The sequence below is a fragment of the Pseudomonas sp. Pseusp88 genome, assembly GCF_047303955.1.
GTDB lineage: Bacteria > Pseudomonadota > Gammaproteobacteria > Pseudomonadales > Pseudomonadaceae > Aquipseudomonas.
The window spans coordinates 152,415-175,571 of record NZ_JBGLYM010000006.1 but is presented as its reverse complement, the minus strand read 5'-3'; the positions used below and the strand labels follow the sequence as shown (position 1 = coordinate 175,571).

General features: G+C 57.4%; 19 protein-coding genes. 4 read left to right on the top strand and 15 right to left on the bottom strand.

The annotated features are described in order from the left end of the window. Positions 1-48 precede the first annotated feature (48 nt). From ACCD02_RS10575 to tssA, 14 genes are all read right to left on the bottom strand, one after another. Positions 49-651, bottom strand: a complete 603-nt coding sequence (locus ACCD02_RS10575) for a type VI secretion lipoprotein TssJ (RefSeq protein WP_413301104.1) — start codon at positions 649-651, stop codon at positions 49-51. Between the two features lie 35 nt (positions 652-686). Next, positions 687-1,091 carry a DUF4150 domain-containing protein gene (locus ACCD02_RS10570; RefSeq protein WP_413301102.1) on the bottom strand — a complete coding sequence of 135 codons (405 nt, stop codon included), beginning with the start codon at positions 1,089-1,091 and terminating at the stop codon, positions 687-689. Between the two features lie 8 nt (positions 1,092-1,099). After that, positions 1,100-1,747 (bottom strand): DUF3540 domain-containing protein, encoded by a 648-nt coding sequence (locus ACCD02_RS10565; RefSeq protein ID WP_413301100.1) that lies wholly within the window; start codon positions 1,745-1,747, stop codon positions 1,100-1,102. Next, the gene (locus tag ACCD02_RS10560; RefSeq protein WP_413301098.1) at positions 1,744-2,706 is read right to left on the bottom strand and encodes a pentapeptide repeat-containing protein; all 963 of its coding nucleotides are present in this window, start codon (positions 2,704-2,706) and stop codon (positions 1,744-1,746) included. Before ACCD02_RS10560 ends, ACCD02_RS10565 begins: the two co-directional genes overlap by 4 nt. Next, positions 2,699-5,293: a DUF2169 domain-containing protein gene (locus ACCD02_RS10555; protein WP_413301096.1), complete on the bottom strand. Its 2,595-nt coding sequence runs from the start codon at positions 5,291-5,293 to the stop codon at positions 2,699-2,701. The genes ACCD02_RS10560 and ACCD02_RS10555 overlap by 8 nt, the downstream gene beginning before the upstream one ends. Positions 5,294-5,344: 51 nt before the next feature. Next, the gene (gene tssI / locus ACCD02_RS10550) at positions 5,345-8,023 is read right to left on the bottom strand and encodes a type VI secretion system tip protein TssI/VgrG (protein ID WP_413301094.1); all 2,679 of its coding nucleotides are present in this window, start codon (positions 8,021-8,023) and stop codon (positions 5,345-5,347) included. 36 nt (positions 8,024-8,059) lie between these two features. Beyond that, positions 8,060-10,792 carry a type VI secretion system ATPase TssH gene (tssH, locus tag ACCD02_RS10545; protein WP_413301092.1) on the bottom strand — a complete coding sequence of 911 codons (2,733 nt, stop codon included), beginning with the start codon at positions 10,790-10,792 and terminating at the stop codon, positions 8,060-8,062. Further along, the gene (gene tssG, locus ACCD02_RS10540; RefSeq protein WP_413301090.1) at positions 10,793-11,800 is read right to left on the bottom strand and encodes a type VI secretion system baseplate subunit TssG; all 1,008 of its coding nucleotides are present in this window, start codon (positions 11,798-11,800) and stop codon (positions 10,793-10,795) included. After that, positions 11,764-13,479, bottom strand: a complete 1,716-nt coding sequence (tssF, locus tag ACCD02_RS10535) for a type VI secretion system baseplate subunit TssF (RefSeq protein ID WP_413301088.1) — start codon at positions 13,477-13,479, stop codon at positions 11,764-11,766. The genes tssG and tssF overlap by 37 nt, the downstream gene beginning before the upstream one ends. Before the next feature lie 3 nt (positions 13,480-13,482). Beyond that, positions 13,483-13,902: a type VI secretion system baseplate subunit TssE gene (tssE, locus tag ACCD02_RS10530; RefSeq protein ID WP_413301086.1), complete on the bottom strand. Its 420-nt coding sequence runs from the start codon at positions 13,900-13,902 to the stop codon at positions 13,483-13,485. Between the two features lie 70 nt (positions 13,903-13,972). Continuing rightward, complete coding sequence (locus ACCD02_RS10525) at positions 13,973-14,461, bottom strand: Hcp family type VI secretion system effector (RefSeq protein ID WP_413301084.1); 489 nt, start codon at positions 14,459-14,461, stop codon at positions 13,973-13,975. Positions 14,462-14,620: 159 nt separating this feature from the next. Continuing rightward, a complete protein-coding gene (tssC, locus tag ACCD02_RS10520; RefSeq protein WP_413301082.1) occupies positions 14,621-16,105 on the bottom strand; it encodes a type VI secretion system contractile sheath large subunit in 1,485 nt (494 codons plus the stop codon). Between the two features lie 3 nt (positions 16,106-16,108). After that, positions 16,109-16,606 (bottom strand): type VI secretion system contractile sheath small subunit, encoded by a 498-nt coding sequence (gene tssB, locus ACCD02_RS10515; RefSeq protein WP_413301080.1) that lies wholly within the window; start codon positions 16,604-16,606, stop codon positions 16,109-16,111. A 98-nt stretch (positions 16,607-16,704) separates the two neighbouring features. Next, complete coding sequence (gene tssA, locus ACCD02_RS10510) at positions 16,705-18,213, bottom strand: type VI secretion system protein TssA (RefSeq protein WP_413301078.1); 1,509 nt, start codon at positions 18,211-18,213, stop codon at positions 16,705-16,707. 165 nt (positions 18,214-18,378) lie between these two features. On the opposite strand from tssA, the gene ACCD02_RS10505 reads away from it, so the two are divergent. Both ACCD02_RS10505 and ACCD02_RS10500 read left to right on the top strand, forming a co-directional pair. After that, complete coding sequence (locus ACCD02_RS10505) at positions 18,379-18,675, top strand: hypothetical protein (protein WP_413301076.1); 297 nt, start codon at positions 18,379-18,381, stop codon at positions 18,673-18,675. Between the two features lie 165 nt (positions 18,676-18,840). Further along, positions 18,841-19,845, top strand: a complete 1,005-nt coding sequence (locus ACCD02_RS10500; protein WP_413301074.1) for a helix-turn-helix domain-containing protein — start codon at positions 18,841-18,843, stop codon at positions 19,843-19,845. Positions 19,846-19,866: 21 nt separating this feature from the next. On the opposite strand, the gene ACCD02_RS10495 is transcribed toward ACCD02_RS10500, so the two are convergent. Continuing rightward, positions 19,867-21,147 carry an MFS transporter gene (locus ACCD02_RS10495; protein WP_413301072.1) on the bottom strand — a complete coding sequence of 427 codons (1,281 nt, stop codon included), beginning with the start codon at positions 21,145-21,147 and terminating at the stop codon, positions 19,867-19,869. 148 nt (positions 21,148-21,295) lie between these two features. Between ACCD02_RS10495 and ACCD02_RS10490 the strand changes: the two genes are divergently transcribed. Together ACCD02_RS10490 and ACCD02_RS10485 are read left to right on the top strand one after the other, a co-directional pair. Further along, on the top strand, positions 21,296-21,568 hold the full coding sequence (locus ACCD02_RS10490) for a hypothetical protein (protein ID WP_413301070.1): 273 nt from the start codon (positions 21,296-21,298) through the stop codon (positions 21,566-21,568). Positions 21,569-22,128: 560 nt separating this feature from the next. Continuing rightward, positions 22,129-22,896, top strand: a complete 768-nt coding sequence (locus ACCD02_RS10485) for an ATP-binding cassette domain-containing protein (protein ID WP_413301068.1) — start codon at positions 22,129-22,131, stop codon at positions 22,894-22,896. Positions 22,897-23,157: the final 261 nt, after the last annotated feature.

Sequence of the window (23,157 nt, the reverse complement as noted above, 5' to 3'; positions counted from 1 at the left end):
GCAAAAAGAAAGATGGAAAAAACGGTGATCACACTCAGGACATCACGATCAATCCTGGGCACCCGGCAGGCGAACCTCTCCTTCGCGGGGCTGCACGGGCTTGGGCAGTGCCAGGCGGCTTTCTTTGCCGCGCAGCAGTGCATCCGGCCCTGCCAGTAAATCAATGGCAATGGGCCGGGGCGTAGCGGTCCAGGTCTTGCTGAACCAGCCGGTAGAGGTCACATCAACACCAATCTGATAGAGCCTGGCGCTGCGGGTCGGGTCCAGGTGGGCATAGCCCGCAGCGATACCGACCATCTTGGCGCCCTCCAGACGTGGCAGGCTGACCTGCTTGCTTTGCCCCGGCTCAATGAACAGACGGGTAAGGCCGATCATCCCGGTCGGCGCACTGTTCATCAGCAACAGGCTGCTCAGTTGCTGGGAACTGCCGGTGTAGGCGGAAAACGCACTGATTTGATCGAACTGCGCGACCACCACCAACAGGTTATGGGCCTGGCCGTCGTACTGATTGAGGTCGTTATCGGCGGTGAACGTCAGCTCGATGGCGCTTTCGCTGTAGTCCCATTTGAGCTCGGTGAGGGCCTTCTGCTCGGGGGTCAGTTCCTGACTGCTGCAGGCGGTGAGCAGGATGCAAAAGGCGAGCCCGCCCATGAAAAACTTGATTGAGGGCGCACGCCCCGCGACGCTCACGCCATCACCAGGACGGCGGTCTGGCTTGGCTGCGAAACCGTACCCATGGTGTTATTGGCGTTGTGCATGGTCTGGCAAGTGACGCGCACGGCAGGCTTACCTGCGACCATCACTTTGGTACTGCCATCGATGAAGATCATTTCACCCTTGACCTTACCGCTGGTGACGCCACCGGCCACACCCGCCTCATCGCCACTGGTCATCAACACCTTGCTGGACATATTCATCGCTGGCATGCCGTCCACCAGCACTTCCATCACCAATCCACCCGGGTCCGCGGCGCTGGTATCGGCAGTGTTGGGATAAGGCAACGGCACGGGCCCGGCTGGCGGAACGGGCGTCTTGCAGATATCGGGCACGGTGGACATCGCCATTGCACCGCCGTTATTGAGCATATACATAATCGATCTCACCCCAGCTTGATGCTGTCGCCATCAATGGCAACGCTACGTTGTGCGTTCAGGTCCAGCGTGTCGGCCTGCACGCTCCAGTCATCGCGCACGCGCTGGCGCAACGAGCCGGAATGAAGTTCTTCATGGCCTTCGACGCGACGGCGGCTATCAGTAAAATCCGCCTCGTGGCGCACGGCCTTTTCGCGGTGATAAACGCTGTTGTCGTGGCGCTCGACCCAATGGTTCTCAAGATGCTCGCCACTCATGGCCAGGGTCCCGACCGTCAGATGGGCACGCTGCATCTGCACACTGCCCTGCTCGGCGCACACCCGTAATGCGCTACCGGCGTCAAGGCTCACGCCGTCGCGAGCCTGAATGCTCAACGCGCCAGCGGGCAGGCTCAAATGCAGGTCACCCTCCAGATGCAGACGCGCCGGTTGAGCGATGGCGCGTTCCAGCACGCTAAGGATGTAACCTCCTTGCGCGTCCAGGCTGACCAACACCTTGTCCCCCACTGCCGGACGCACCAGGCAACCGAATGCGGGTTTTAGCCAATAGCGGCGGCCATCGCTGCTGACCACGCCGAAACGCTCGCCATCCAGTGCGTTGACCTGTGCATGACGCAATTGAGCAGCGGCATCGCAATACTGCGGGGCTTCATTCATCTCGTTTTTCCTAAAGAGGCGGGCCGCCATTGCTCGGCGGCAAGGCGTTCGGTATCAACGGGCTGGATGGCCTGGGGGTTGCTCTGCTGCCAGTCGGCCTGGGTGAAATCAGCGGCATGGGCATTCATGCCGGTCACGTCGGCGGCGACGAACGAGGCGCGTGGCGCAAGCAACGCGGTGCAATCGGCATAACGCAACAGGGCGCGGTCAAAGCGCGCGCCTGGCATCTGGGCGTCTATCAGGATGGCCATCTCCAGAACGGCATCACTGAAATCGACCGAGTCAAAATGGCTGGCATTGAACAGAGCGCCCTTGAGATTGGCACCGACAAACATCGGCGCGGCTCCCTTGCTGCGGTAGAACGACGCGCCTTCGGCCTGCACGGCATGAAAATCGGCGCCACTCAACGACGATTCATCAAAGGCACACTGCTGCAACGACGTCAGGCCGAAGCGCGCCTGATCGAGTTGGCAATCTATCAACCGTACCTTCGTAAAATGCGCCGACTGGGCATCAAGGCCCGTCAGATCGCAGCGGTTCCATTGGGATTTGCTCAACTGGGCGGCGGCGAGCCTGATACGCGGTACCCGGCACTCCGAGAGTGTAAAAGCCTGTAGCTGCGCCCCCGACAGATCCAGATCCTCGCCGTGGCATTGCGCCCAGCTGGTCTTGTTCCAACGCACATTCGTGAACAATGCGCCCTGCAATGAACACCCGTCCATGTACAACGAGTCCGCAGTGCTGTCGGAGAAATCGGCACCGTCCAGGCGGCAGTCTTTCCAGCAGCTTTGGGTCAGCATGGCGCCATTGAATTGCGCGCCACGCGCATCCACTTGTTCCAGCCGTGCGTTGCTCAAATCGACACCGCGATAGTCGCCACCGGCCAGATTCAACGCGCGCAAGGGATGCCAATCAGCCAGCAATTCCTTTAGACGCTCGGCACTTAATACCTCAAGCATGAGTCAGGCTCTCCTTGAGTCGGCAACGCGTCATCAATGCCTGCTCCAGGCGCACACCGCTGCCATGTACAGCGTCACTGGCCAAGCCATGCAAGTTGCTGCCACTGAGGTTGGTCTGCTCCAGGCATACCTTGCGCAAGCGGCCGTTAAGCAGGTTGGCGCCAGACCAATCAGCGCGACTCAAGTCACATCCCGACAGGTAGACACCTTGCGCCACCAGCTCAGCACCATCGGAATCACTCAGGTTGCAACCGGTCAACAGCGCGTCGTTAAACCGTGCGCCGCGCAGGCTGGCATGATTCAGATCGGCATCTTGAAAACTGGCAGCGGTCAGGTCGGCATCGTCCAGGCGCACACCCGGCAAAACGCAGTGAGCGGCCAGGCGCAGGTTTTGCAGGTTGCACTCACGCAAGTCCAGATTGCGTCCCACAACCTTGGCCAAATCGGCTTTGCTGAGATTGGCACCGCGCATGTCCGTCGCGTCCAGGGTGCAGTCGTAGAACTTGGCTTTGTGCAGGTTGCTGTCGGTGAGTTTCGCGCCGCTCAGGTCGCATTCATTGAGGCGTAATTTGCTTAGATTGGCGTTGCTCAGTTGCGCCTTGTCAAGGCTGCATTCGTTGAGTTGGGCTTGCTGTAGGTTGGCCTCGGTGAAATCAGCAATGGAGAAATCACTTTTACTGGCTCGGATAGCCAAAAGGTTAGCGCCCTTGAATGATGCGCCTTGGCATAGAACCCGTTCAAAGACCGTTTCTTGCAAGGACGCTTTGTCCAAACTCGCAGCACTCAAATCACAACCGATAAATTGACTCTGGCTCAGGTCCGTATTTGCCAGACAAGCCCCTTTGAGCTGGCAGTTTTCAAACAGGGTTTTTTTCAGGTCTGCTTGACCCAGATCGATCCCTGAAAGATCAAGGCCATTGAGGCTGAGGTTCTGCAACGGTTTACCCGCCAGGTGCAAGGCTTGCAGCGATTCACGGGTCAGATTGCAGTATTCGGCAGGCGTGGGTGCGGGGCCGAATTTGATTCGATCAGCCGCCAGTGCCTTTTCGACAGCAGCGAGTCGCTGATCGATGGAGGCCTCGATCGCTTGTGAACGGGAAAATCCCGCTGCCACTTTTTCAACCATATCCGCCTGCTGTGCCTGAGGCAGGTCCAATCGGGCCAGCAAATCCATGAGGTCAACTTCGGGTACTGGTTGCTTTGCCAGCGCCAAGGTCTTCTCGACATCCATATCCAATCGAGTGATCGCACTCCGGACATGGCGCATGCCATCGGCCTTGGCCTTAGCGAGTTCCGTCTCGATTTCGGCTTGTAGTGCCCCTGGATCGAAGGGCTTGGCAGGCGGCCGTGGCTCTCGCATGAGCGCCGCAAAATCCGGTTTGGCCAACGGCGGATAATCTGCACGGTTGAAAGGCATGTCCATGCCTATCGCCATATCCTCGGCGATCTGAAGACTCTGCTCATACCCCACGGATAATTCGGCGTGTATTGCGTCCGCAGCAGCCTGCAAACCGGCAATCATGGGCCCGGAGTCAAACACCGGCGGCTCGGTGGGCGGTATCTCTGCCGGCTCCACCGGAGGACGGGGCCAAAGCCGATCAATCCATGCCTGTTTGTTCCGCTCGGCATCCCCGACACGCTCAAGGGCCATCGCCAGTGTGGCGATATCCTGCGCATCGATATCGAGTACAGACACCTCTGCCCGGTATAGCAAAAGCACACTCTGCGCTTCGGGGAACAGCCATACCGTATCGAGATCCATTGGCGCTTCGGTGATAGCAAGGTGCTTATCAGTGCGCTCGACAAAAAGTCGTGGCCGCAGGCCAGGCAGACGCCCGGACACTTGCGCCTGGGCTGGGTGCATCCCCGTCGCCGACCAGGTTTCGTCTCCCCGCCAAAATTCAGTATTGCACTGGTCCTGCGCCACTTCGTCGAACCAACGGGCATCGGTATCGCTCGGCAAGAACGGTGCGCGATATGCGGCCCAGTCCTCATCAAGAGTGCCCATAAAGGCACTGCGCGCAGCGCTTTGCGGGGGTAATGGCATGAAGCTGGCAGTTACCGGGCGATCCTTAGGATCGCAAACACTCAGGTTCGCGACTTCCAGTTGCGCGAGTGCAGTTCCGCCTGCGGTGTCTGTATCAGGACAATGACCCTTGCCCACTGGGTTATCCGCCCACTGAGAACCACCGTAGGCGTTTTCCAGGGTCAACGGCAGGCAATCAATCTGTCCGGTTGTAACAGGCATCCAACCCAAGAGGCCCTTGTTCCATTGACGGGGTGGAAACACATGCAGTGTTTTCTCAAGCGTACCCAGACTTACCCGCACTGCCATTCCAGCACGCTGTGCATCGGTCAGGGCATAGGCTTGCCCCTGCACTGCGAAGGTACCACGGCTTTTTTTCAAACCGCTGTCCAGCGTCTGCTTGCCCATTCGCTCGGCGAGCCAGCTCCAGGATTCCCCGGCGGGCATGATCTTGCCTTCGGCATCCACTAATAAGCCGAAAGTAACCACCAGGACATGGGTATCCCGCAGTTTGGAAGTGGCAAGCAATACAAGGCTGGCGTGTTCACATTTGAGTTGCATCAGAGTCTCCGCACTGAGTTTAAAATCAACAGTGACCTTTACACATATGCATCAAGGACCTGCGGGAGGCACATCAACTGCGCCAGCTGCCTCGAGTGGGGCCCCCATGGCGTTACCTGCCGCCAACGCGACATCTACCTTGCCCTCACTGACAACACCGTCGGAAAATATTTTTGTTAGTGAACTCTGGACTTTAGCTTTTAGATTATCGAGCGGTATATTGGGAGAAATCACGACACCCTCGCCAATAAAACTATCTCTAATCCGCTTCTTTACATCTACGTTTTCATCCACAGATATACTCTTACTAACAGATAGGCTGCCGCCTATCAGGACCTCACCTGCAACATGCAAGTCAGCATCAATATGAACGACGCCGGTCGATTTAATAACTATTCCACTCTCGGTCAATAAAATAGTATTGCCACCCACATGAATTTGGTGAGATTCTTCGGAGCCGTGAATAAAAATCTTGCTCTTTTCCACTTTAACCTCGTAGCCCGCTTTCAGAGTGACAATCGAATTTTCCGCATAAAATTTTTTGTCTTTTTTTACCTTAGCTAGGCACTTAACCAATTCTGTATTTAAATATTGTACGGGGCAAAATACAAAATCATATGAAACCAATCCCAGCTTGACATTAGACGATATAGCATTTACTCCAACGTTAACACTAAAGGCATTCACTGAAACGGCGGCCTTAAGACCCGAGCCACTTGCTGAAAGATCAACGCCAGTTAATGTGGATTTAATCAAATATTCGCTATTTATATGGGTGGCAATTGAAGAACCTTTATGACTATGACTAGGACTAGGTGCAGGACTAGGACTAGGTGCAGGACTAGGACTAGGACTAGGACTAGGACTAGGTGCAGGACTAGGACTAGGTGCAGGACTAGGAGCAGGAGCAGGGGTAGGGTCCTGATCTTTACGGTTGAACTTTTTGGCTAATTCACCTTCATCAGTGTTTGCCGATAATGCCTTAGGTGGCTCCCCGCCACTAATGGTGATTTTATATACACCGGGTACTTGATGCTTATAAGAACTGGACGCCAACTGCAAATGTTTGTCCGTGCGCAAATGCGCCCCACTGATATCACCCTCGCCCAGGGTGAAACTGCAACCGGTAGACGCCCCCATCTTCATCATCGGCCCGGACGGGCTGTCTTCCATCGCAAACAAATGCCCACCGGGAGTGCTCAAGCCACTTTGGGTCGCGTTATCGCCGGTGACCACATTGGGATTCTCAGAGTTGGGCACACTACCGGTGATCACCGGGCGGTCCGGGTCGCCACCCAAGAACGAAACCAGCACTTCCGTGCCTTTGAGCAGCGGGAAATTCATGCCGTGGCTCGAACCACTGGACAGCGTGGCCATACGCAACCAGGCCGAACCACGGGTCGCATTCTTATCGTGGCGAATGAACGGGAAACTCACCTTGTAGCAACCATGCTCATTGAGCAGTGGTCGACCGGTATTTTCATCACCGTCCACTACCGCACTGAGCACCCCCTGTACATAGGGCCGGGGCGTGACGCAGGGAGTGCGGAACTGCACGTCGCCGGGCAAGGCGATAAAACGGGTGTTGATTCCCTGCCCCGGCCCGTCCCCCTCCGCGCCCAGCCCTGGCAACGGCTGATAACCGTCATGATGAACTTCAATGACCTGATAACCGGCATTGAACAGCGGACGCGGGTGGCCCACTAACAGCATCGGATAACCGGCGCGCAACCCCGTGGCCCTACCGCTGCCATGAAACTCCCGTTGACGGCACCCGATGGCCTGGGCGCGGCGATCCGCCAACCATTGCCCCTGTTCGAGTGAACCGAAGTGCTCGCCATACAAGCCTTGCTCGCCGACAAATACAGACGAACCAGAGACGGCCTCTCGTTGCTCGGTCGAGGCATCTGCGGCAAGGCTGGCAGTTGCCACCGAAGCGTTGACCTCTAACTTCAACTGCGCGTTGCTCGCGGAAAAGTCCTGCAGCGTGACCTGTGCCGCTTGCCGCACCAGCTTACGCTCGAAGGTCCGCGCCACCGCCAGGACACGACCTACATCCAGTTCCGAATCTTGACGACGATAGGTCAGCAGACTGGGGAGTTGCGGCTGGTGCAGTCGGTCGCCACAGAACACCAGAGCCTCGCCGTCAAGCCCCTGTTCAAAGAAGTAATACACGCCAAAATATTCAAGAAGACGTGAAATGAACGCGAAACAGGTTTCTTCAAACTGGCAGGTAAACGTTGCCAGGGTCAGCCGATCATCGCCCAGCGTCAGGCGAATATCGAAGTCATACGCCGAACCGGGCAACCCGTTCATCCCCGGCCCTTCGACAGTAAGGTCAGCCAATTTGAGCACGTCGCGAATCAGCTCCGGCAGACTTTTGTCCAGCCAGATTTCGGAAAAGCGGAAATGACGCAACTGCACGAAACGCGGTTCCAGCACCACGCGGTAGTAGTAATACAGGGAGTCGGCGTCGAGATAATCCACCTCCGTGACCACGCCCTGATAGGGATGTGGCTGCCCCAACGCGTCGCTCAGGGTCAATACCGCCCGGTTGCCCAGCAGCGCTTCGTCGTCGAACAACGGATTGATCGTGGCCAGCCGAACCTCGAAGCGATAGGGCTGCGAAAGCTTTTCCTCGCCCTGCCACTGCTGCACCCATAATGTTTCGAGCAGCAGCGAGGGGGCCAGGCTGGCGAAAGTGCAGAGCGCGTGATCATTGAGAGCCATCAATCAATCCTTGTTCTTCAATCGGTAAACGAGCGGTCACTCTAGGGGTTCAAGCAGCGCTTCACGCTCGGGTAAAGACCTGATCCCATCGGTTTCTTGCGGGGTAATGATCCACTCGCCGCGCGCATCCACTGCCACATGCAAGCCGGCCAGCGGCCGCTGATCGGCAATCGCCCCCAGCAACACATCAGACAAACGCGGTGTCAGGCTTTTACGCAAAATGAAATCGATATTGCGCGCCCCACTCTCCACTTCCGTGCAGCGCGCGGCGATGGCGTCGGCGACTTCATCTGCAAAGGTCAGGCGCACTTTCGACGAGGCCAGCAGACGTTCGCTGAGTCGGGCCAGTTTGAGGCGCACGATGCCCGCCAGTTGTTCGCCCGCCAGGGTGAAGAACGGCACGATGGTCATGCGCGCCAGCAATGCGGGTTTGAAATGGCGGGACAGGATTGGTCGGATCTTTTCCGCCAGGGTGTCCGGATCGGGCCGCCCGTCGACGCACAGGTTCTGGATTTCTTCGGTGGCCAGGTTGCTGGTCAGCAACACCACGGTGTTGGAGAAGTCGATCTGCCGCCCTTCGCCATCGGACAGGCTGCCCTTGTCGAAGACCTGATAGAAAATGTTCACCACGTCCAGGTGGGCTTTTTCCACTTCATCGAGCAGCACCACCGAATACGGACGCTTGCGTACCGCCTCGGTCAACATACCGCCCTCGCCGAAGCCGACATAGCCGGCGGGCGAGCCCACCAAGCGGCTGGCGGTGTGCTTCTCCTGGTACTCGCTCATGTTCACCGAGATCATCGCCTGCTCGCCGCCGAACAAATGCTCGGCCACGGCCAGGGCGGTCTCAGTCTTGCCGACACCCGAAGGGCCGACCAGTAGAAACACACCCAGCGGCTGTTGCGGATCGCGCAGGCCGGATTGCGCGGCCTTGAGGATTTCCGCGATTTGCTCGACGGCAGTGTCCTGACCGCGAATCCGCGTCTTGATGTTGGAAGCCAGGGCCAGCACGCCACCAGCGGCGTCACGCAGGACTTTACCGAGCGGCACGCCGGTCCAGTCGGAAACCACCTTGGCGATGGCGTCCGGATTGACCTCGGTGAACAGCAACGGCTCGTCGCCTTGCAGCGCCGCCAGTTCTTCGCGGGCCAGCTCAAGCGCGGCCTGCCGCTCGGCCAGCGGCGCCAGGGTCTGAGCCGTTTCGCCTTCTTCGGGGGTTGGCAGATCGTCTTCTTTCAAGGCCAGTTGCTTGCGCGCATCCAGCACTCGAACCGCCGCGTCGCGCTCGGCAACCCAGCGGGTTTCCAGGGTCAAACGGGAGTCTTCAATACCTGCCTGTTCATCCACGATATCGGCCAGGCGCTGCACCTCCACCGGGAAACCGTTACTGCGGTCACGCTCCAGCGCGGCCAGCTCACGGGTCAGACCGGACAACTGTCGCTCCATGCGCTCCAGTTCGGCAGGCTTGATGCCCAGGCCGATCCGCACGCGGGCACTGGCGGTGTCGAGCAGGTCCACTGCCTTGTCCGGCAGCAGGCGCCCGGTGATATAGCGATCCGACAACTCGGCCGCAGCGACGATGGCGTCGTCACGCACGCTGACACCATGGACTTTTTCGTAATGGCCCTTGAGGCCGCGCAGGATCAGCACGGCCGTCTTGACGCTCGGCTCATCGAGCTTGACCAACTGGAAGCGGCGCGCCAGCGCCGGATCTTTCTCAAAATACTTTTTATATTCCGACCAGGTCGTGGCGGCGATGGTGCGCAACTCGCCACGAGCAAGGGCCGGCTTGAGCAAGTTGGCCGCATCAGAGCCGCCTGCGGCACCGCCCGCGCCGATCAACATGTGCGCTTCGTCGATAAACAGAATGACCGGGGTGGCGGATGCCTTGATCTCTTCGATAACCCCGCGCAGGCGGTTCTCAAATTCACCCTTGACGCTGGCCCCGGCTTCCAGTGCCCCCAGATCCAGGCTGAGCAGCCGGGTATTTTTGAGGAAGTCCGGCACTTCGTTCTGACTGATCAACAGCGCCAGCCCTTCAACGACCGCCGACTTGCCCACACCCGGTTCGCCCACGGCGATAGGGTTGTTTTTGCGACGTCGGGCAAGGATGTCGATCATCTGGCGGATTTCATCATCGCGACCGAAAATCGGGTCGATACGCCCTGCCGCCGCCTTGGCGGTCAGGTCTTCGCAAAAGCGCGCGATATTATCTTCAGCGGCTCGTGCGGTACCGCCAGCGTTGGCGACGTTCGAGGAGGCCGCGCCGGTCTGCAGGCTGTCCAGCGGACCTTCACTGGAGCCGCCCAACAGCTGAGCGAACTCAGCCGTCAGGGCATCGGTGGAGATGGGCTTGAGCATTTCGCCGTAACGCGTGCCGGCGGTGTAGTAACCCAGGCGCGATACCAGCGCCAGCAGCAACGAGCCACCGCGAATCCGCCCGGTGCCGACCACCAGCGAGGCAATCAGCCAGGCGTCCTGAATCCATTCGGTGAGCAGGCTGGCGAACACCGGACGCCCGGGATTGCCGTTTTTCAGTTGCGCCAGGCCATCATCCAGCAGCGCCCGCAAGCGCAGCGGATCGATCTCGAATCGAGTAAGGATGCGCGTCACATCGGCATTGGGATCTTCCAGCAACTGACGCAGCAGGTGCTCCAGAGAAATCTCGTAGTGAGTGCGCGCCAGGGTCAGACCCGCCGCATTTTCCAGGGCTTTGGTGCCATATACGTTGAGCCGTGCGAACAGCGGTTTGAGTTCTACCTGAATCATCTAGCGAGCCCTCTCTTCGAGCATTGGTCCGTGTTCGGCCGTCAGCATGAATACAACATCGTCTTGTGTGTCACCGTCACCGAGCCAGGTATCCAGGCCAAGCTGCTGCCAGCCGCCTCCCAGCGAAACGCACTGCTGCTGATCTACCGCAAGACGCATGACCAATCGGCTGCGTAATGGTGTCTGCAGGTACAACGCCACTAACCGTTCGAGCTTTTGGTAAAGCACCTGCCCCGGCAACAGCTGGTGAAAGCACTCGCTACTCAGTGACGTCAGGCGGATATCCAGCGTGCCACTGCGATCCATGACTTCACGCCCGAGCAAGCTGTTTTCGCCCAACACACCGCACTGCATGCCCAGGTAAGTGCGTGCCGCACGATCGATCCGCAGACGCGTCTCGACACAGGGCACGACCTCCACCATCACGTCGGCGAGCACGGCCTTGACCAACTGTTGCAGGCCCAGGGCCGAGCGCGGGTACTGGTTGAATAAGCCGGCATAGCGCAGCAAATCGATGGATTGATCGCGCTGCTCGGGACGCGCATCGGCAATGCCGATCAACGCCTGTATCTGGCGCAGGCTCTTGACGTCACGGCGCTCGGTGATATCGATCCAGATCCGGTGCTTTTCCCAGGCACGGAACAGCAGTGGATAGAGCGAGGCATGCAGGATGTCGAGAAAGTCCCGCCCCGCTGAATGGCCCAGCAGTTGTTCGTCGATCAGGTCTTCGGTGTAAAAGGTTGGCAACGGCGAGGTAACGCCATACAACCCTAAAAAGTTGGCCTCGATCCGATAGCGGCCGTCTTCATCCTGCTCGATCTTCTCGATATCGCGCTGCGGAAATCCAAGCCCCAGCCGTGGGCGGATCCGCACGTTCTCGACGAAGTCTTTTTCGCTCGGAAAACGCAAGCGCAACAGGCGCAAGGCCTGGAAAAACCCGAACTCGCCGCCGTCATCGAGCAGCGGATCGATCACAGAAGGCGTTGGTGCCCGATCTTCGCTGGCCATTTCAAGGTCTCATGGTTGACGCTGTCGAACAGCGTGAAAGCGGTAAAGCTGTTGATTGCCGTACAGCCAGCGAAAAACTCATCGAGCACACAACCAAACAGGTAGAAATTGCCGGGGCTGAGGAAATAGTCGCCGCGACACTCGACCCGGACCAGGCTGCCCTCGATCGGCAACCCACGAATAAACCGCCGCTCGTGGCTGACGGTGACTTTTTCTATGGCATCGATGCGCCGCTGGTTGGCGTCCTGGGCACCTTCGCCGACGCTGGGCAGATACAACGCGAGCAGGCCGCGCAGGTAGTCGCGATCGGCCAGGCGGAAGTGGTTGGCATTGAGCTGCGAGAGCATGCGCCACAGCAACTTGTCGTCGAACTTGGGCGGCTGGCACGATGTAATGCCGCGAATGCTTTTGAACTCGACCCTGGGCGGGGTGTTGTCGGTAGGCTGGTTCAAATCCCCCAGGCGCAGGCTTTCCGGCAACTTGCCATTGGTGCAGAGCAGGCCGATGGACAAGGTCATCTCGCCCGGTACTTTGCCTTCGCTGTAGGGCAGGCTCAGATAGTGGTCATAGCCTTGCGCATCGATGCTCGATGGACGGATACGCAGGTTGTAGGTGTCGCGCTGCGAAAAGGTATTGAACGGCTCCAGCAGCCGCTCGCCCCCGCCAGCGGAATAAGCGCTGACCTTGAGCACCGAATGAATCCGCATGCTCATGCGCTGGCCATGGTCGGCAGGCTGGATGCGGTAGTCGACCTGTTTATGGTCGATGCGCAGCGGGTGCGCTTCCTGGGCGAACAGATTGATCGCCGGGGTCACCCCGAGCATGAAACTGTTGGCCGACAGGTTTGGCGTCCAGTCCGGCAGATTTTCGAACATCAGGCGAACGCTGAAACGCCCGGACTCGCCCCTGGCCCGCCATTGCTGGAACCCGCACAGCTCGATAAACAGGAACTTCTCGGGCAGCGCGAAATACTCCTGCAAGCAACGATAGGCCGGGTGCGCGGTGTCGGGAAACGGCAGCAGGGTGTTGCTCGCATCGAATCCCAGAGCGCGTAAATGGCTGGCTGGCAGTACGGTCATGGGCTGTTCTTGCGCAGCGATGCGAATCTCGCGCAGGTTGAGCTGCAACAGACGCAACAACTTGGAGCCATCGACCAGGCCATCGCCCAGATAGAAACGCAGGCTGTCGGCCAGCCAGCTATTGGGATCGGCGGTGGTAAAAGCGAAGTCCAGGACCAGGCTACGCTCTTCACCAGCGCCGCCGTCCCAGCGGCTTGCGACCAGTTGCAACGGTTCCAGATCGACCGCCGCAGTGCTGCTAAAGCGCACCCGCTGGCCATCGACCGGCACCGAGGCAATTTCGCAACCGGGCTCGATACGCGAAACCTCCTGCAATGCCGTGCGCGATTGAAATTGCAGCAGCGTCAGGCAAGGCAAGGGTTGCAGGTAATGGGGATAAAGCAGCTGCGCCAACTCTTGAATGAACTCGGGAAACTCGTCGTCCAGCCGTTGGCGCACCATCCCGGTGAGAAACGCCACGCCTTCGAGCAGGCGCTCAACATCCGGGTCATTGGCCGAGTCCACCCCCAGCAGCGGCGCCAGGGCCGGGTTGCGGCGGGCAAACTCATCAGCCAGACGCCGTAGTTGGTTGAGTTCACTTTGATAATGGCTGTTGAGCATGACTTAGTGCATCGCCAGGGACACACGACCGTCCGAAGACACCCGCGTCGCCAGGTGGATGGGGATGTCCCGATCATCGATCGATACCATGCCTTCAAGGCTGAAACTCAGCGACAAGACTTCCTGGCCGCCTTCGGCGACCAGGATGCGCGGCGATTTCAACCGAGGCTCATAGCGGGCGATCATACGAGTCATGTTCTCGATTATTTGCGTGGTCTCGCCGGTTGCAAATGAACCGGCCAGATTGGTGAAATCGGGTACGCCAAACTCGGCGTCAATCGGCACGCTGCCGCGCCGCGTATTCAAGATGCGTTGCAGATGCTGGACGATCGACTGCGTCAACACTTCAGCCTGGGTCAGGTGCGTGCGACCGGTTTCGACTTGCAGGCTTGTGATGCGCTCCAGCAATCGTTTTTCTCTCAACGCCTTGTACCTTCTGTGATCGCCGGAACACCGCCCCGGACCAGGGCGGCATTGAACAGTCGAGCCTGTCTTACGCTTTTGGCGCCAACCACGAATCTTCGGCTTCGATGCCATCCGGCACCCAGGTCCATACGATTTTTTCGTAGGTGATGCCGATGTCTTCCATGTGGCCCAGTTGCTTGAATTCAGGGTTCAAGACGTTCGGCACCCAGGTGTGGGCCGAAACAAGTACGGCGTTGCTCAAGGTGATGGTGTAGTACTTTTCCTCGGTGCCTTTAGGCGAGATCCGATAGAACTCCAGGACTACGGACTTGAGTTGCTCGCCAGAGGTCAGGGCTTGCAAAAGCTTTGGGGAAGACTTGTCGATTTCCTTGGTCAGGGTCATGCCCTGGTGAACACGCTTACCAGCAGGCAGGCCGGTTTGCGGATTCTTCGGAATATCGATCAGGTGTTCGACGGCCTGAACAAGGATCATTCCTTCATGACCGGTAACAGTGCTGGAACCTTCGATCTTGCCTTGGTTCTGGCCGTCGATACTCAAGTAGCATGGCATTGGCATAACGTGTACTCCGGGGTTAATCAGTGAGTTTTCAGGCATCGATCAGCGCCTCTGGCCCTGTCTCGCTGCGTTGAATCCATCTTATGGAAACGTCGAGGTAATGACCCTCGGGTGAACACCTGAATGGGCACCGACCAGGCTGCCCATCAGCGCCTGGGATCAGCTCTTGTCGAGCTTGCCTACCAGCGACAGCGTGAAAGACGCGCCCATGTACTTGAAGTGCGGACGGACTTTCAAACCGACGCGGTACCAGCCTGGATCGCCCTCGACGTCGCTGACGGTGATGTCCGCCTGACGCAACGGACGACGGCTGCGCACGCCGGCGGCTGGGTTATCCATGTCGGCCACGTACTGGCGAATCCAGGTGTTGAGTTCCGATTCCAGGTCGCCGCGCTCTTTCCAGGTGCCGATGTTTTCGCGCTGGATGACCTTGATGTAATGGGCCAGGCGACTGACCACAAAGATGTACGGCAGCTGGGTGCCCAGCTTGTAGTTCAGCTCGGCTTCCTTGCCTTCCTTGTCATTGCCGAAGAACTTGGGCTTCTGGCACGAGTTGGCGGAGAAGAAGGCCGCGTTATCGGTGTTTTTGCGCATGGTCAGGGCGATAAAACCCTGTTCCGCCAATTCAAACTCGCGGCGCTCGGAGATAAGCACTTCGGTCGGAATCTTGGTCTGGGTTTCGCCCATGGCCTCGTAGTTGTAGATCGGCAAATCACCGACGGTGCCACCACCCTGTGGGCCGATGACGTTGGCGCACCAGCGGTACTGGGCAAAGCTGTCGGACAGGCGGCTGGCGAAGGCGAACGCGGCGTTGCCCCACAGGAAGTCCTTGTTACCGCCCCCGACGTTTTCGTTGTAGCGAAAGGTCTTGGCGGGAATCGTGTCTTCGCCATAGGGGGTGCGCAACAGGAAGTGTGGCAAGGTCAGGCCAACGAAGCGCGAGTCGTCGCTTTCGCGGAAGGCGTTCCATTTAGTGAACTGCGGACCTTCAAAGACCGCTTGCAGATCCTTGAGATTGGGCAGGTCGGCAAAACTGTCGATGCCGAAAAACTGCGGGCCGGCCGCAGCAATGAACGGGGTGTGGGACATCGCCGAAATAGCCGCGACCGATTGCAGCAATTTCATGTCCTGCGGGCCCGGGTTGAACTCGTAGTTGCCAATGATCGAGCCGAATGGCTGACCACCGAACTGGCCGAACTCTGCGGTGTACACCGCTTTGTACAGACCCGAACGGGTAATCTCCGGGGCGTCTTCGAAATCCTCCAGCAGTTTCTCTTTGGAAACGCTGAGAATCTCCAGCTTGTTGTTCTCGCGGAAATCAGTACGGTCGACCAGGAACTTCAGCGAGCGCCACGACGACTCAAGCTTCTGAAACTGCTCATTGTGGATGATGGCATCGACCTGCCGACACAGCTTGGCATCCAGGGTGGCGATCATATCGTCGATCAGACCGGCGCTGACCTTTTCGGTCTGCCGGGCGGGCTCAAGCAGCTCGGTGACGAAGGCTTCGAGGCCCTGACGGGTGACGGCATAAGCCTCGTCGCCCGGCTTGACGCGAGTCGCTTCCACCAATTGATCCAGCAGGGAAACCGACTCAACGGCTTGCCCGGCGGCGTTCGTGGCCTGGCTTTTCTCTTCACTCATGGGTTATTCCTTGTCCTTGACGCCGAGTTCCGAGAGCAAACGCTCGCGAGCCCCGTCATCGTTCATCAGGGCCTGAAGTTGCTTGCGAAACTCCGGCAAGTTACCCATCGGGCCTTTCAAGGCCTTGAGCGAATCACGCAGGGCAATCAGCTGTTGCAATTCGGGAACCTGGGCAACAATTGCGTCAGGCTCAAAGTCGCGCATGGACTGGAAGGTCAACTCAACGGGGATCTGCTCATCCTCCGGGGCGTTTTCCGACAACCGATTGGGCACCGCCAATTGCAGGCTGAGGTTTTGCCCCTTGAGCACATCGGTGAAGTTGTCCTTATCGACGCGAATCGGCTTAAGGTCTTCAACCGGCGTATCGTCATTACGCAAGGTGAAATCGCCGATTACCAGTTGCTTCAAGGGCAGTTCAACCTGCTCTTGAGCGCCACCGGTGTCGGAGCTGTAAACAATATTGACGCGCTCTTTTGGCGCGACCGAACCTTCACTAGCCATTCATTCCCACTCCTGTTACCGGGCACGCTCAACGCTGCCTTTGAAAAACTCATGGCATGGATATGCACATGTCTGTCGGGCACTGTGTGTGGCTTGCTTCAATCTGCCGGCGGGCTGGCCAGACGCCAGAAAGCCGGCAAATCCATTGCAGCCAACTGCTGCGTCCATGTCGCTTTAGAGCCACCGTCGTCACAGCTCAAGGCCAATTCCAACAACGGCTTTACAAGATCGGGTTCCCAGCGGTCCAAGCCTTGCTTTGTCGCTTCTTGCAGCAAGCCATCAACCGCCACCTGCAATTGGGCATGTGGAGCAAAACGTTTCAGCAAAAAGCACTGGGCACAACGCAAGCGGAAGCGGTCACGCCCGCCGCTGACCTCGCGCAGGCTGTGCTGCAAGCGATTCAGGGCATCGCTCAGCCGGCCATCGGCAGCCTCCAGAGCGGCTTCATCAATCAGGGTTTGCAAGCCATCCGCGGCGCTTGCCTGGGCAACCGGAGCCAATCCTTCGAGCCAGCTGCGTGTAGCGCCGTCGGCGAAGGGCTGGCCATTGGCGAAAGTCAGCTCGGCCAGTGCCGGAAGCCGCGTCAGAAAATGCCGGGTTTCCAGCGCCAGACTGGTTGCACCCGGCAACGCGGCAGTGCCGAGGCGGACCAGTGCCGAGTGACTGGCTCGATTGAGGTCCAGCCAGAATGGATAGGTGTTGAGCCGACCTTCGCAGAAGCGCACGACATCAACGGGTTCACCGACGCTCTGCAAGCGTTTGAAACTCTCTAGCTCAGCCTCGGAGGGTGCCGGCAAGCGGGTGGTATTGGCTTGTGCGGGGGGGGCCTGCTCCAGCGTGATCCAGGCCATCTGGCGATTCAGGCGAAACAACAACGGAAAGGTTGTTTTGGACTCCAGACAAAAACCAACCAGCGGCATCAGCGAAGCGAACACGCCATTGATTGCACCTTCGACCGCCTCATTGCTTTCCAGACTGCCCAATGACTGAACGACAGGCAGTGGCGGTGGTGCCTTGTTGCTCGCAGCCAGCGATGGGGAAACCGACGGATGAACAGGCTCCTCCATCGCTGGCACCGGCTTCGAAGGAGCAATAGTCGACGCAACGGCGGCCTGTACGGGCAGCTGGGAAAGACGACGACGTAGCGCAAAGAAACTCGGCCCTTCAGCATCACGATCACGCCATTGCGTGTCTATGGCATCCCAGTCTTCGAGCAAGGCTGCCAGTTGTTCTCCCGGCACCGGTTCGAAGCTCTCTTCGATCTTGGCGGTGAGCCACTCAATCATCCATTCGGCCTGATTTCGCCGGGCACGCAAGCGCGCGGGAGGTGGTGTCAGCGTGTCCCAATACAGCTCAAGCATTTCGCGCAATACATGCACACCGGTGACCAGACCGGATAGTCCTCTGAGGCTGGTCCAGGCACAGACCAGCCAAACCGCAGCATTGATGTCCTTGCCTTCATCTCGAAGAACACGCACACAAGACTCTGACACGGCGTGCCAATCGACTCCGGATTCGGCATGGATATTGGTAAGTTTTTCAACTTCGATTTGGGCGAGCGAAAAGGCAGCCCCCTCCCGAGGATTCACCCCCGCCGGGCTGGCCACACTGATTGCCGACGCCCCCAAATCCTGATCGAGACCACTCATACCTTATTCCTGCAATACCACTGGCTGCTCGGTACATCGCCATATGCGCAAAAACACGGTCGATGCCTTGATCTTGAAATTGGGCATAAATGGATAGCCCGTCTGTAGGTAAACAATGACTTTTTGCCGCGCCTGACGACATCAGGTGAACACCTGAGTTGGCTGATTGAATCCAGCCTCTCGGTTGAGCAAGCCCACCGCATGCAGCCTCAATTACAGCGACACCTGCCCGCCGTTTTTTTGGCAGGCAACATCCGACGCAAACCCGTTATTAATGGGCCATTTAGCGGTTTTATTTTCGAAGAAACTTATCAGAAGCCTGCTGCGCGGCTTGACCCTGCGTTGCAGTTTTTCATTTATTTTTTTGGCGGCCACCATCCGGCATTGATGGCAAATAAAACCGGACGCGCTAGACAATGACAAACCATCGCTCGTACATTGCAGGTAGAACGGGTATCACGGCCAAGGCGGATGGGTTATTCAATGCCCGTCGAGTTACGCGCCAATCAATTGAAAGACCAACCGCCATGATCAGCTATTGATGAATTGGATCATCTGGTCAGCAGTGAAATTATGAAGAGTCCAATGCCTACTCAACGTTCACGGCACATAAGTGCGCTACAGAACCACGACCATTACGACGTCGCTGGCGAGCCTGTTGCCAATCAATTACTGGCATGGCGTCGGCGTGTCGGGCATGTCATTGATGTTCTTCCATCATCCGCTGCCGTGGAGCTTCCGTTCAAAGCAACGATCGACCTGTACAAACTGAATGATCGTGTTTTCACCGATTGTTCAAGCGACCACCTGCTGCTTGATCGCCCGATCTCGCGTATCTCTACAGACAGTCTGCGGGACTACGTATTTCAGGTGTTTACCGACGGCGGCATCGATCGCGTAGAGGGAGCCGGCCTGGAAAGTCGGCCTACAGCCCGAGCCAGCATCATGGCTCTGGATTTGAATCAGCCGATACGCATGCATCGCAGCCGCTGCCGGGTGCTGACATTCTTCGTACCTCGCCAGATCGTGGAGCGGGAGCTACCGCATGCGGAAAGCATCCACGGACGCGTCTTCGAGAATACAACTCCGCTTACCCAATTGATGATCGAGCATGTCGCTACATTGTCGAAACGTCTTCCGGGCATGACGGAAAGCGAAGCCGTACAGGCGTTCGATACCGGTATCCAGTTGATGCTCGGCGCCTTTGCAAAGCAGGCAAAGCTGAGTGGCAACGCACGTGCTGCAGCACGCCGCGCGATATTCGATAAGGCCAGGCGTTATGTAAAAAAGAATCTGTACCAGCCTTGGTTGACACCCGAGAGCGTACTCGCCGCCCTGCAACTTCCCCGAGCAACCGTGTATCGGCTCTTTCAGCATGAAGGTGGATTGGGCCGCCACATCATAAACAGCCGTTTGCGTGAAGCCGCCGATGAAATCGTGCGCTATCCCGATAGACAAATTACAGAAATCGCCTATAGCCTGGGATTTAATAGCGCTTCGGATTTTACCCGGGCATTCCGTCGACATTATGGAATGTCGCCACAAGACCATCGTTTTCTAGCAATAGGAAAATTAAGCGGATACCCATAGACCCAACCCGTCTGAGACAGACTATTTGCTTTCTTCTATAGCCGCAGGAAAAGCCGCCAATGCAAACAAGCTGATCATCATGGCCCCCAGCAAATACCATGCAGGCGCCATTGGGTTGTGTGTGACACTGATCATCCAGGTTACAAAAAATGGACTGAACGCGCCAAAGATTGTCACACCCAGGCTGTAAACCATCGACATTCCCGTGGCACGGCTATGCAAGGGAAATGACTCCATGATCATCACAGTCGTCACGCCATTATTACCCATTGCCACAACCGAATAGCCGGCAATTATCACAATGGATAGCACTTCGCCGATACCTTGGGTCAAGGCAAGAAACACCGGATAAACCAGGGCAATACTGGCCAGCATCGTGACGTACTGAGTAGGCTTGCGCAGTGGATAGCGATCTGCGACCCGCGCAAACAAGGGGGCGGCGATAAATAGCATTGCGCTCGCCAGGCACGACGAAAGCAGGCTCATGGTGGGCGACATCCCCAGACTGCGGATCAAATAGGTCGGCATGTACAACACCATCAAGTAAATACTTGCCGTCGGTGTAGCGATCAGCAAAATGCCGAGCAACAACGGCGAGCCGTGCCTTTTCAGCAAAGCCCTCAACGATGGCCGCGATATATCAGGCTGAACGGCTTCGACCATATTTCGCCGAATAATCCAGCCGATTGGCGCAATCAACAACCCGAAAACAAAGGGGATCCGCCAGCCCCAGGTCATTAATTGCTCGGCGGTCAGCAATGATGTAGTCGCCGCCCCTACCAAAGCCCCCAGTAACGCGGCAGCAGCCTGGCTGGCTGAGCGCCAACTTACCAGATAGCAACGTTTATCCTTAGGCGCCAACTCCATCAAGACCGCTGAAGCGACGCCTATCTCGCCACCCGTTGCGAAACCCTGCAGTAAACGCGCAACAACGATAAGCAATGTCGCCGTGATCCCAATCGATTCGAAGGTCGGCATACATGCAATCAATGCGGTTCCTGCGGCCATCAGCAAATTCGAAAAATTCAGCCCTGCTTTGCGACCTTTGCGGTCGGCGAGTCGACCAATCACCATTGCCCCCAGCGGCCTCATGGTGAAACCGATACCGAAAGTCAGTAACGACATAAGCAGGGAAGATAATGGGTTATCCGCCGGAAAGAAAAGTTTCCCTATAATCACAGCTGAAAAGCTGTATACCGTAAAATCATAGATCACCAAACCATTGCCTATAACAATAGCGAACACGGTTGTTTTTGATTGTTTAATAGTGGCTGGAGTCAGCTCGTATGAATCGCTCGCCATATCAGCAAGACCTCAGCAGGTAGATAAAAGTGATCGGGCGGTGCACAGCGCGTGAAAAATACGCCTACCTTAGGCAACATCATGCCTCAACAACATAATTTTAACAAATATAACCGCAAAATTTGATTTGTGAAGAGCCATTGACCTGATGCGTAAACTCTTCAGACCGAAGAGATGGGAATGCTCAAATGCCTTTCTTGCTACAGAAGGCAACTGCAGCGTCATTGCCGTCTTTGTTAAAACCCGCCTCGTGACTATTCAAAGCCTGGAAAGGTGCCGCAGTCTCAAGATGGTGATTGAGAAAATGCTGCTAACGCTGATCATTAACGCTAACAAGGTACTTGGCGGCTTTCTCTATTTTTGTCCGACCCACAAGCTTTTCTTATTAAGAGAAAGCGACTCCAGAACCGACAAAAAATAAAATTTAACGATACCTCCATACATAACGCAAATACCCACCATAACTTTTAGTACGTTCCAGCATGCAGGTATTATCAGACAATCTGAACCTCGAAGGATTTGGCCTAGAGGGTTCATGGCGAATGAAAGACTCCACCCTGCGCAGAACAAAATCCCAGGCCTTCATCGTTCTTAACGTTGGCATTAAAAGGTAACGTTATCGGGCGCCTATACCAAATTGACCAAAAGCGGCCAACGAACAATAAAATAAGTGCCAGTGTCCTGTCTCGCAAATAACTATTTTCATGGATCGGCGTCAAAAAATCGAAGGTTACGCCTAGCCCCGGCTTCAGCTCGGAGAGCCAGACGGCCCGATTGATATCTCGTATGGCCTTTCAGGGCCTAAACGACTGGTGCGCAGCTTGGTGGTGCATATTCACTGCTGACACAACCTGCTGGATTTGCCGACGCCGTGCGACAAGTTGATCGGAGCCCCTCTGACACGAGAAACACCTTCCCTGGGTTTGATATTGCTTATCAAATGCATTAAGTTGCCCTGATCATTTTCACGTAGACGTGGTCATGTTCGATCTACAGGCCGTCAGCTTTGGCGTACCAGGACGCACCCTGCTTCATCCCCTGGACTTGACCCTGCCCCACGGGCAAATGATCGGTCTGATCGGGCATAACGGCTCGGGAAAATCCACGCTGATCAAACTGCTTGCCCGCCAGCAGTTGCCGACAGCCGGACACCTGACCCTGGATGGCCGGCCGCTGGGACAATGGAAAAATCGCGACTTCGCTCGCCAGGTCGCCTACCTGCCGCAACAACTGCCCTCGGCTGACGAATTGACCGTGCGCGAACTGGTGGGCTTCGGGCGATACCCCTGGCACGGCGCCCTCGGCCGCTTTAGCGCTGAGGACCGCGCTCAAGTGGACCGAGCCCTGGAGCTTACCCATACACAGGTGTACGCCGGGCAACGCGTCGATGAGCTATCAGGTGGTGAACGGCAACGAGTGTGGCTGGCCATGCTGCTGGCACAGAATAGTCGCTACCTGCTGCTGGACGAGCCGACGTCGGCGCTGGACATCGCCCACCAGGTGGAGGTGCTGTCGCTGGTACGCCAGCTCAGCCATGACCTGGACCTGGGCGTGATCGTGGTACTGCATGAAATCAATATGGCCGCTCGCTATTGCGACCATCTGGTTGCGCTGCACAGCGGACGCTTGCTGATTCAGGGTGAGCCGGCCGAACTCATGAACAGCGCCACCCTGGGGTCCATTTACAGCATCGGCATGGGCGTGCTGCCCCATCCGGTGGACGGCAGCCCACTGAGCTTCGTCTACTAAGGCAAAGGCCCTCAAGCCGCGACGGCCCCGCCCCGAGGCCCAGACCCCAATGCCATGGCCTGCCGCTCGTGGCAAGGCCACTCGTGGATCGCCAGCGGCTGGCCGTACTGGTACCGACTTCCTGCCAAGCCAAGGTCAGGTCGGACGGCCAAAGCCCGAAATACGTGTCCTGTTACAGCAACCGTCAGCCGTGGTGCCAACCCGCCCCCCTTTCGATGTGCAGAGCCATTGTGCTGTCGCCGGCCCTGATTCGTGATCCAG

Bases quoted from the DNA above. Each gene is read 5' to 3' on its own strand.
- ACCD02_RS10575 (WP_413301104.1), bottom strand. From the start codon at position 651: ATGGGCGGGCTCGCCTTTTGCATCCTGCTCACCGCCTGCAGCAGTCAG.
- ACCD02_RS10570 (WP_413301102.1), bottom strand. From the start codon at position 1,091: ATGTATATGCTCAATAACGGCGGTGCAATGGCGATGTCCACCGTGCCC.
- ACCD02_RS10565 (WP_413301100.1), bottom strand. From the start codon at position 1,747: ATGAATGAAGCCCCGCAGTATTGCGATGCCGCTGCTCAATTGCGTCAT.
- ACCD02_RS10560 (WP_413301098.1), bottom strand. From the start codon at position 2,706: ATGCTTGAGGTATTAAGTGCCGAGCGTCTAAAGGAATTGCTGGCTGAT.
- ACCD02_RS10555 (WP_413301096.1), bottom strand. From the start codon at position 5,293: ATGCAACTCAAATGTGAACACGCCAGCCTTGTATTGCTTGCCACTTCC.
- tssI (WP_413301094.1), bottom strand. From the start codon at position 8,023: ATGGCTCTCAATGATCACGCGCTCTGCACTTTCGCCAGCCTGGCCCCC.
- tssH (WP_413301092.1), bottom strand. From the start codon at position 10,792: ATGATTCAGGTAGAACTCAAACCGCTGTTCGCACGGCTCAACGTATAT.
- tssG (WP_413301090.1), bottom strand. From the start codon at position 11,800: ATGGCCAGCGAAGATCGGGCACCAACGCCTTCTGTGATCGATCCGCTG.
- tssF (WP_413301088.1), bottom strand. From the start codon at position 13,479: ATGCTCAACAGCCATTATCAAAGTGAACTCAACCAACTACGGCGTCTG.
- ACCD02_RS10525 (WP_413301084.1), bottom strand. From the start codon at position 14,461: ATGCCAATGCCATGCTACTTGAGTATCGACGGCCAGAACCAAGGCAAG.
- tssC (WP_413301082.1), bottom strand. From the start codon at position 16,105: ATGAGTGAAGAGAAAAGCCAGGCCACGAACGCCGCCGGGCAAGCCGTT.
- tssB (WP_413301080.1), bottom strand. From the start codon at position 16,606: ATGGCTAGTGAAGGTTCGGTCGCGCCAAAAGAGCGCGTCAATATTGTT.
- ACCD02_RS10500 (WP_413301074.1), top strand. From the start codon at position 18,841: ATGCCTACTCAACGTTCACGGCACATAAGTGCGCTACAGAACCACGAC.
- ACCD02_RS10495 (WP_413301072.1), bottom strand. From the start codon at position 21,147: ATGGCGAGCGATTCATACGAGCTGACTCCAGCCACTATTAAACAATCA.
- ACCD02_RS10490 (WP_413301070.1), top strand. From the start codon at position 21,296: ATGCGTAAACTCTTCAGACCGAAGAGATGGGAATGCTCAAATGCCTTT.
- ACCD02_RS10485 (WP_413301068.1), top strand. From the start codon at position 22,129: ATGTTCGATCTACAGGCCGTCAGCTTTGGCGTACCAGGACGCACCCTG.